Origin of the sequence: Marichromatium sp. AB32 (assembly GCF_003718675.1) — a bacterium.
Classification (GTDB): domain Bacteria; phylum Pseudomonadota; class Gammaproteobacteria; order Chromatiales; family Chromatiaceae; genus Marichromatium; species Marichromatium gracile.
In genome coordinates this window covers 45,580-54,502 of sequence record NZ_RHFJ01000024.1, presented here as the reverse complement: position 1 = coordinate 54,502, position 8,923 = coordinate 45,580, and the positions used below count along the sequence as shown (strand labels likewise).

Below are 8,923 nucleotides of genomic sequence, written 5' to 3'. Positions count from 1 at the left end.
CCGGCGCAGCAGCACCATCGCCCCGGCGCTGAACAGCAACGGCGGGGCCAGTGCCGCAAGCAGCGGGCTCAAGCCGAAGAGCAGCGCCAGATAGGCCAGCGTCCGGCTGATCAGATAGTACAGGATGCCGATCAACACCCCGGCGAAGATCCGCCGCCCCATCCCCGAGCTGCGCGCCGAGCCGAGCAGGATCGGGATCGCCACGAAGATCATCGACAGCGTCAGCACCGGGTGCAGCACCTTGCCCCAGAAGGCGACCTCGTAGGCGCCGGCGTCCTGACCATTGACGCGCATGAAGCGGATGTATTTGTAGAGCCCCCACACCGGCAGCGCCTGGGGCTCGGCCACCACCACCTTGAGCAGTCCCGGGTCGAGCATCGAGTCCCAGCGCGCCTGGGCGATGCGCTCGACCTCCACCCCGTCGGGCCGCACCCGACTGCGCGCGATGCCCTGCAGCACCCAGCCGTCGTCGACATAGCGCGCCCCATCGGCATGGGTCGACACCAGGGTGCCGGCGGCGGCATCGACCTGGAAGATCGAGATATCGCTCAGGCTGGTGCCGGAGCGGATCTCGCGGATATTGACATAGGCGCCGTCGTCGACTGCCCAGAAGCCGTCGGCGGTCTGCTGCGCCACCTCACCGGAGAGCGCCTCGCGCCTGAGCTCGGCGCCGCGCTGTTCGGCCAGCGGTGCGAGCACCTCGCCGAGCACCACCGCCAGCAGCGCCAGCAGCACCCCGCCGAGCATCGCCGCGCGCACGATCTGCGCCACCGACACCCCGGCGGCGCGCAGCGCCACCAGCTCCGAGCGGCTCGCCAACGTGCCCAGGCCGACCAGGGCACCGATCAGGGTGGCGATGGGAAAGAGCTGATAGGCATAGCCCGGCAGGCTCAACAACATGAAGGTCATGGCCCCGCCGAAGCCGAAGCCGTCGACTCCGGCGGCTTCCATCTCGTCGGCAAGGACGAAGAACCCGAGCAGGGGCAGCAACACCCCGAGCGTCACCAGGGTGCCGACGACGACGGCGCCACCGAGGTAGCGATCGATGATCCGCATCGCTCAGCCCCGCCCCCGACGGGCGATGCGAGACGAACAGGGGGCCAGGAGGCCGAGTTTCAGCACGCGCATTTCTTCCGGTAGACTCGATGCCCACATCCTAACATCCGCGCGCGGGCCGACCCTCACCCGATCGCCCCGACGACGCCGGATGATGCACGTCGAGTACACACCTCTCGCGGCCCCGGCTGCGGCACCCGACCGGGCTGCCGATCCGTGCCGCCATTGCAGGAGTCCAGCATGGAATTCAAGATCAAGACCGGCGACCTCGCCAAGCAGAAGACCCCCTGTCTCGTCCTCGGCGTGTTCGAGAAGCACAGGCTCGGCGCCCCCGCCGAGGCCGTCGACAAGGCCTGCGACGGCCAGCTCACCGCGCTGCTGAAAAAGGGCGACATGAGCGGCGAGAACGGTCGCACCCTGCTGCTCTACGGCCTGCCCGGGGTGGCCGCCGAGCGGGTGTTGCTGGTCGGTTGCGGCAAGCGCAAGGAGTTCGACCGCGCCGCCCAGCGCAAGGCCGTCACCGCGGCGGTCGACGCCCTCGCCCAGCTCAACGCCGGCGAGGCGCTGTGCACCCTCGCCGAGCCACTGCCGCGCGAGGCCGATCGCTATCTGGCGCTGCGCGACATCGTGGTCGCCGCCGCCGCGCGCGACTATCGCTACAGCCGCACCAAGGACACCGACAAGCTGCCCAAGGTCACGCTCAAGCGCCTCGCGCTGTGGGTCGAGAAGAAGGCGCAGCAGACCGAGGCCGAGCAGGCGATCGCCCATGGTCGGGCGATCGGCGATGGCGTCGCGCTGGCGCGCGAACTCGGCAACCTGCCGGGCAACATCTGCACCCCGAGCTATCTCGCCGAGCAGGCCGAGACGCTGGCCGCCGATCATCCCAAGCTCACCACCGAGATCCTCGACGAGGCGGCGATGGCCGAGCTCGGCATGGGCGCCCTGCTCTCGGTCTCGCGCGGCAGCCGCCAGCCGGCGAAGCTGATCGTGATGCACTACCGCGGCGGCGCCGAGGACGCCAAGCCGGTGGTGCTGGTCGGCAAGGGGCTGACCTTCGACGCCGGGGGCATCTCGCTCAAGCCCGCAGCGCAGATGGACGAGATGAAGTACGACATGTGCGGCGGGGCGAGCGTGTTCGGCGCGCTGCAGGCGGCCTGCGCGCTGGGCCTGCCGATCAACCTGATCGGCGTGGTGCCGGCCTCGGAGAACCTGCCCGACGGCGCCGCCAACAAGCCCGGCGACATCGTCACCAGCATGTCGGGCCAGACCATCGAGATCCTCAACACCGACGCCGAGGGCCGGCTGATCCTCTGCGATGCGCTCACCTACAGCAAGCGCTTCGACCCCGAGCTGGTGATCGACCTGGCCACCCTCACCGGCGCCTGCGTGATCGCACTCGGCGCCCACGCATCGGGACTGTTCACCGCCGATGACGCGCTGGCCGAGGAGATCCTCGGCGCCGGCGAACGCGCCGGCGACCGCGCCTGGCGGATGCCGCTGTGGGACGACTACCAGCCCCAGCTCGACAGCAACTTCGCCGACATGGCCAACGTCGGGGGTCGCGAGGGCGGTGCCATCACCGCCGCCTGCTTCCTCTCGCGCTTCACCAAGGACTACCGCTGGGCGCACATCGACATCGCCGGCACCGCCTGGCTCGGCGGCAAGGAGAAGGGCGGCACCGGTCGCCCGGTGGCGCTGCTCACCGAGCTGCTGCTGACGCGCGCCGGGGTCACGCCCAAGGCCGGCTGAACGAGACGCGCCCCGCCGGACCGGGTCCGACGGGGCGCGCATCGGGCCGGGGATGATCCCCGGCCAACGGCTCAGGCGGCGCGCTCAGCGCGACCAGTCGCGCATCAGGTACTCACGCAGCATGGCCTCGGCATCGATCCGTTTCAGCCCCTCGTTGAGGGTCTGACGCCAGCGATCGCCCTCGGGCCCGTTACGAAAGGCCGCAAGCAGTGCCTTGGACTCGAGCAGCCGGGCGTTCATCCGCACCGCCCCGGGCTCAACCGGTTCGAGCAACGGATCGCGCGCCAGCAGATAATCGAGCACATGGCTGTCGATCACCGCGGCATCGAGGCGCTCGGCGGCCACCTTGCGTGCGTTCTGCGCATCCGAGACCACCGTCTCGACCTGGATGCGCTCCTCGGCGACGGCGGCATCGAACGCCGCGGTATTGACATAGCCCTGCACCACGCCGATGCGATAACGCTCGAGATCCTCGATCGTTTCCCAAACGACCGGCTCGGCGCTGCGCTCCACCAACCCCAGTGGCCCGTACCCGAGCGGCTCGGAGAAGGTGAACTCCTCGCTCTCGTAGGCATACTCGGGCAGGTAGGCGACGAACCCCGTGCCCGGGGTCGTCACCAGCTTCACCGCCCGCGACCAGGGGTAGAACTCGACGATCAGTTCATCGCCCATGGCAGCAAAGGCCGCCCGCGCCACCGCGATCACCGCCCCCTGTTGCGGCAGCTCGGCACCCGAATAGGGTGGCCATTCGAGCGAGGTCATCCGTACCGTTTCGGCGGCGGCCGGGGCCGCAACCAGCATGCCCAACAGGGCTGCCAACACCTTGCCGTTCATGAGTCCTCCTTAGAGATGGCTACAGGGCGAAGCTCCGTGAGACGCTGAACAGCACACGGGTGTCGCCCGCCGCATAGCTCAAATCGGTGCCACTGACCCCGAGCGAGAAGTCGAAATCCTGCCACGAGCGGTTGGCCATCACCTGCCAGTGGAGATAGCTGTCCTCGCCCTCGTCCCAGGCGAAGCGATCGCTATCGAGGCTGGTCGAACGGTCGACCCAGGCCGAGACCGACCAGTCGTCGTTGATCTGGAGGTCCTTGCGCAGCATCACCACCACGTGGCCGACGTCGAGGCCGAAATAATCGTAGGTGTACCAGACATTGAGGTTGAAGCCGGCGTAGCCGAGCTTGACGTAGGCCTCAGGGTAGTTGCCGTCGCTGCTGTGGGTGGCGCCGTGATAGGTGTAGACGGCCACCCCGGTGTCGAGACTGATCCCGGTGTCGAACTCGGTGGCATAGCCGAGATAGGTATCGAACTCGACATGGGTGTCGTCGTCGAAGTCGACGTTCGAGGCCCAGGCGCCGCCGTAGATGCCGCTCTCCCCGGCCCAGTCGAGACTGGCCTGGAGCGCCGGCTTGTGGCCGGTCTGGGTGACGCCGTTGAACAGATAATCGGAGACGCCGGTGAAGGTCGCCGACCAGTCCGCGTGCGCCGGACCGGCGAGCGTGGCCCCCAGAACGGCGGCGAGGGCGGCATGCTTGATGGTGTCGTTGTCTTGTTTCTGCATGTATTTCTCTGGCTGTTGAGACATGGGCGCAACACCGCACCTGGCCACGCGATTGAGCGGGCCATTTCGGGAGAGCGCACCCCCCGAGTCACGCACGGAATTGCACCCGGTCCGCGAGCGGGCGCCACGATGGCCCGCCCCTGGCTGAGATCAACTCGGATCCCTTGTGAGACGTCACACCGGAAGGCGTGACGGTGGCGCGAAACCTCGCGCGCACCCAAATCCATTGGGAGCGGAGCAGCGTCCGCCCTGCCTGGCCGACACCGATCCGGGCACCGACGGGCGCCTCCTGATGAAATGGACGAGCCTCCCGTGGCCGTCCAGGGTCGCTCAGAGCCGGAACTTACCAAACAGCGCGCGCAATCGCGTCACGCTGGCCGCCAACCCCTCGCCCGAGTCGCTCGTGGTCTGCGAGGCGGCGACGGTGCGCTCGTGGACCTGCTGAATATTGCCAACGTTGCGCTCGATCTCGGCGACCGTGGCGCTCTGCTGCTCGGCGGCGGTAGCCACGCTGCTCATCATCTCGATGATTCGCTTGATCGCGGCATCGATCTCCTCGAACGCCTGACCAGCGGCGGAGGCCTGGTCGACACTATGGCGCGACTTCGCCCGCCCCGTTTCCATCGCGCTCACCGCTTGTTCGGTGCGCCGCTGCAGACCGGCGATGGTCTCCTGGATCTGCGTCGTCGACTCCTGGGTACGCTGCGACAACACCCGCACCTCGTCAGCCACCACCGCGAAGCCGCGCCCCGCCTCACCGGCGCGCGCCGCCTCAATCGCGGCGTTGAGCGCGAGCAGGTTGGTCTGATCGGCGATGCCGCAGATCACATCGAGGATGCCGGTGATCGCCTCGGTGCTCTGGCGCAGTTCACCGATCACATCGGCGGCCTGATCGACGCTCTCTGCCAGCTCACCGTTGGAGAGATTGGCCGCGCGCACCTGATCGAGACCGGAGCCGGCACGCGTACCAGCCTCTTCTCCAGCCTCGGCCACCAGCGCGGCGTTGCGCGCCACCTCGTCGGCGGTCGCGCTGAACTCGTTGAGCGCGGTGGTGAGCATATAAAGGTCTTCCTGCTGCTGGGCGAGCTGACGGCTGAGATCGCCTGCGGTGTCACTGGTGCGCTGCGCAGTGCCGCTCAACCCGCCGATCACCGTCTCGACCTCGATGACGATCTCGCGGATCGAGCCGATGAAACGGTTGAGCGCCTGTGCCAGCTCTCCGAGTTCATCGGCGCGGTCGCTCTCGACCTGCTTGCTGAGGTCGCCCTCGCCCTCGGCGATATCGCGCACCCGCGTCAAGATCCCGGCCAGCGGCTTCAGCACCAATCGGGTCAGGGCGAAGCTCACCGAGACCACCAGCACCAGGTTGAGCACGAGCACGATCAACACGTTGCGCACCAGCGCCTCGTGCACGGCCTGGCGCAGCGGCTCGGGCGAGACGAAGAGCGACACCCTGCCCAACGGATTCTCCAGCCCGTTACCGGTATAGACCAGCTCGCGCGAGACCACATCCACGCCCTCGGGCTGTGGCATGCGCTCAATCGAGGCGACCTCGGGCCGAGCGGAAAAGCCGGCGACGAACTCGCCATCCACCCCCTCGACGGCCACGGCGACGATCGCGGGATGCCCCATCTCGCCACGCAGGATGTCATCGACCGTGGCCATCGCGAAATCCCACAGCGGTTTGGGCAGACCGGTCTCCAGCCGCTCGAAGGCGGCGGTGATGTCATGCTGCTGACGCGCCGTCTCGGTAGCCTCGACCCGCATCACGTCCCAGACGCCATAGCTGACCAGCACCACCGAGACCACGAGGATGAGTGCCAGATTCAGTTTCGTCTTCAGACCGCTTGTCATCTTGCTCAAATCCCTCGGTGGCAGTTGGCGAATCGCTATCATCGGGTCGGGAGCGGCGGGGCGTCATAGAGACCGCAGTCTGGCCATCGCCCCTGACATCGCCGATCAGCAAAGGCACCGCCAAGCGATCCGGCCAATGAGACGAAACGGTGAAAGAGGTCGGGCAGAGACGGCATTCGGTCGCCCGAGCCGCGGGATCCGGTTGCAGATAGCTGCCGTCCATATCCGGACTATTCTGTATAAGCGCATCGTCGCGAAGGGCCGGATCGGCAGAAACAGGCGGGTGCCGCTTGACAATAGCCACGGCGACATGACTTAAGACAGGATCCTTGCATGCCCACGGCGATCCACCACGCAGCGATTGAGCACTTGGAATCCCCATGCGGGACAGCAGCGACAGCTCGAAGCCGGCCAGGGCCAATGGTGACACAGACGTTTGCGCGCATCATCACATGCCCCACGTCGCAAACTCAACCATCGAGGCATGTCATCACAGGTTCACCAGCACTGATGACTGGACGAGGGCGCACGCGCCAGGCGCGGTCATGCGTTGCTCCCTACAGGGACGGGGAGCGCGCGAGGAGTGCATCCAACCCCATTGACATGCGCAGCGGCAATCCATGCCCGAGGCTTCGCAGACTGAGAAGTTGAGCAGCATGATTCATAAGAATTCCATCAAATTCAAATTGATATTCGTGATCTCGGTGATCACGCTGCTGCTGATGTGCGTCCTCTTCTTCCTCCAGCTCTACAACTCGTTCCGGCTCGAATCGGCGATCGAGCGCAGCAGCCTCAGCACCCTGCAGGACTATATCGAGCAGGAACACACGGCCATGGTCGACAAGTTCGAGGAGGACATCGAGCACTACCTGCAGATGATGGCCCTCACCGTCGCCCACGAACTCTACAATCTCAACCTGCTCTCGCTCCAGGACAAGACCGACAAGCTCGTCCAGCACCAGGCGGTGTGCTCGATCGCGGTGATCGACAACCTCACCCACGAGGCGATCGCCAGCGCGCGCCGCCAGGGGGTGAGCGGCTGCATGCCGCGCACCCTGGAGATCGTCTACAACGACGAGTCGATCGGTCGGCTCGAGGTCGAATACACCCTGGCGCCGATCCAGCAACTCATCGGGGAGAAACGACGCCAGCTGCACGAGACCCGCGAGCATCTGCACGAGGACATCGCCAGCGCCACCCGTGAGAGCATCATCGTCCAGACCCTGATCTATCTGTTCGTCACCCTGATCCTGGTTCGCCTGACCGCGCGCCAGATCAATCGCAACATCATCAACCCCATCTACGCCCTGATGGACGACATGCAGCGCATGCACAGCCAGGACCCGGTCGCGCTGCAGCTCAGGAATCGCCCCCACAGCAACGACGAACTCGGCAAGCTCAGCCGCTATTTCTACGACAACATCGCCGAGCTGATCTCCCAACTCAACCAGCGCGCCAACTACGACAGCCTCACCCGCCTGCTCTCGCGCCAGCGCCTGATCTACGACATCGAGCACGCCGCCAGTTTCAACCTCGCGATCCTCGACATCGACCGCTTCAAGGAGGTCAACAACTTCCTCGGCATGAACGCCGGCGACGACTTCCTGCGCTCGACCGCCACCCTGCTGCGCCAATTCTTCGCCCACCAGCCCTACGCCATCTACCGCCTCAACGGCGACGAGTTCGCCATCTTCGACAGCCGAGGCGATGCGCTGGAAGCGTTCGAGATGCACATCCTGGCCTTCGTCGAGCGCTTCGGTAACAAGGAGCAGACCGTCAAGGGCGAGACCATCACCGCCTCGATCAGCGCCGGCATCGCCAGCAGTCGCCACCCCAGCCCGATCGTCGCTGCCACCACCGCACTCAAGTACGCCAAGCTCAAGCACACCAAGATCGCCACCTTCCAGGAGGACCTGCCGATCCTCAAGGAGTACCAGCAGAACCTGAAGACCACCCGGATCATCCGCAAGGCGATCACCCAGGACTGGATCACGCCTCACTTCCAGCCGATCCAGGACGTCCGTACCGGTCGGATCTGCAAGTACGAGGCACTGATGCGCATCAGCGACGCCGAGGGCACCCTCTACACCCCCGCCGAGTTCCTCGCCGTCTCCAAGCGCTCGGGCAACTACAAGGAGCTGTCGGCGAGCATGCTGCGCAAGTCGGTCGCCTGCTTCAGCGCCACCGAACTGGCCCTGAGCATCAACCTCGCGATCGAGGACATCGAGGAGAGCGACATCCTCGACACCCTCGAAACACTGCAGCGCCAGCACGGCGTCATGGACCGGCTGATCTTCGAGATCACCGAGCAGGAGGGCTTCTCCAGCCCGGAGCGGATCAAGGCGTTCATCGATCAGGTCAAGCGCCTCGGCGCACGGGTGGCGATCGACGACTTCGGCAGCGGCTACTCCAACTTCGAGACCCTGATCCATCTCGATATCGACTTCCTCAAGATCGACGGCTCGCTGATCAAGAACATCCTCACCGACCCTCATGCCGAGGTCATCGTCGAGACCATCGTCGACTTCGCCCGACGCCTCGGCATCAAGACCATCGCCGAGTTCGTCAGCGACGAGGCGATCTATCGCAAGATCGCCTCCCTGGGAATCGATTTTGCCCAGGGTTACTACATCGGCAAGCCCGCGCCGCTGATCAGCCACAAGGTGCGCAGCGCCGATCTCTGATCCATCACTGGGGTCAGCC

The 8,923-nt window shown here is 66.0% G+C and carries 6 protein-coding genes; 2 read left to right on the top strand and 4 right to left on the bottom strand.

The window, feature by feature from the left end:
- Positions 1 to 1,056: LPS export ABC transporter permease LptG (lptG, locus tag EBL85_RS09265; RefSeq protein ID WP_123142760.1), on the bottom strand; the 1,056-nt coding region annotated here is incomplete at its 3' end.
- A gap of 240 nt (positions 1,057 to 1,296) precedes the next feature.
- Here lptG and EBL85_RS09260 point away from each other — a divergent pair.
- On the top strand, positions 1,297 to 2,805 hold the full coding sequence (locus EBL85_RS09260) for a leucyl aminopeptidase (protein ID WP_123142759.1): 1,509 nt from the start codon (positions 1,297 to 1,299) through the stop codon (positions 2,803 to 2,805).
- A gap of 84 nt (positions 2,806 to 2,889) precedes the next feature.
- Here the strand turns inward: EBL85_RS09260 and EBL85_RS09255 are convergent, their stop codons facing one another.
- From EBL85_RS09255 to EBL85_RS09245, 3 genes are all read right to left on the bottom strand, one after another.
- Positions 2,890 to 3,639: an ABC transporter substrate-binding protein gene (locus EBL85_RS09255; RefSeq protein ID WP_123139626.1), complete on the bottom strand. Its 750-nt coding sequence runs from the start codon at positions 3,637 to 3,639 to the stop codon at positions 2,890 to 2,892.
- A gap of 19 nt (positions 3,640 to 3,658) precedes the next feature.
- Entirely contained in the window at positions 3,659 to 4,366 is a 708-nt protein-coding gene (locus tag EBL85_RS09250) for a TorF family putative porin (protein WP_123139625.1), read from the bottom strand.
- A gap of 330 nt (positions 4,367 to 4,696) precedes the next feature.
- Entirely contained in the window at positions 4,697 to 6,220 is a 1,524-nt protein-coding gene (locus tag EBL85_RS09245) for a methyl-accepting chemotaxis protein (RefSeq protein ID WP_190288061.1), read from the bottom strand.
- Positions 6,221 to 6,915: 695 nt separating this feature from the next.
- On the opposite strand from EBL85_RS09245, the gene EBL85_RS09240 reads away from it, so the two are divergent.
- Positions 6,916 to 8,904 (top strand): EAL domain-containing protein, encoded by a 1,989-nt coding sequence (locus tag EBL85_RS09240; protein ID WP_165913436.1) that lies wholly within the window; start codon positions 6,916 to 6,918, stop codon positions 8,902 to 8,904.
- Positions 8,905 to 8,923 lie beyond the last annotated feature (19 nt).